The organism is Mesorhizobium sp. LNHC229A00 (genome assembly GCF_000502415.1).
Classification (GTDB): domain Bacteria; phylum Pseudomonadota; class Alphaproteobacteria; order Rhizobiales; family Rhizobiaceae; genus Mesorhizobium.
Window position 1 is genome coordinate 1 of the sequence record NZ_AYWQ01000211.1, and the last position, 365, is coordinate 365.

The 365-nt window shown below is 63.3% G+C and carries 1 pseudogene; it reads right to left on the bottom strand.

The features are described from left to right. A pseudogene (locus X742_RS1000000176365) lies at positions 1 to 144 on the bottom strand (cytochrome d ubiquinol oxidase subunit II); the annotation flags it as partial. Positions 145 to 365 lie beyond the last annotated feature (221 nt).

Sequence of the window (365 nt, forward strand, 5' to 3'; positions counted from 1 at the left end):
GGTGTCCTGCTCAGTGTCTTCGGCGGCGGCGAACAGGATGCCGATGCCGAGGTCGAAGCCGTCGAGGATGACGTAGATCAGGATTGCAAGGCCCATCAGGCCGGCAAAGATCAGCGGGAGGGCGGTTGGCCAGTCGAAGGTCATCGGTATATCTCCCAGCCGCGATGGGCCGGGTGCACTGCCCTACCGCTTGAAGCAATCGTTTTAAATCGATTGTCGGGGTTGGCGCTGACCCTCATCGCCCTGCCGGGCACTTCTTCCCGTATAGTGACGGGGAGTAGGAGGCTGGCCGCAGCGCCGGCGCCCTTCCTGCTACCACGATGATGATTGGCGAAACCGGCGACGACAGCGCCCCTCTCCCCGTC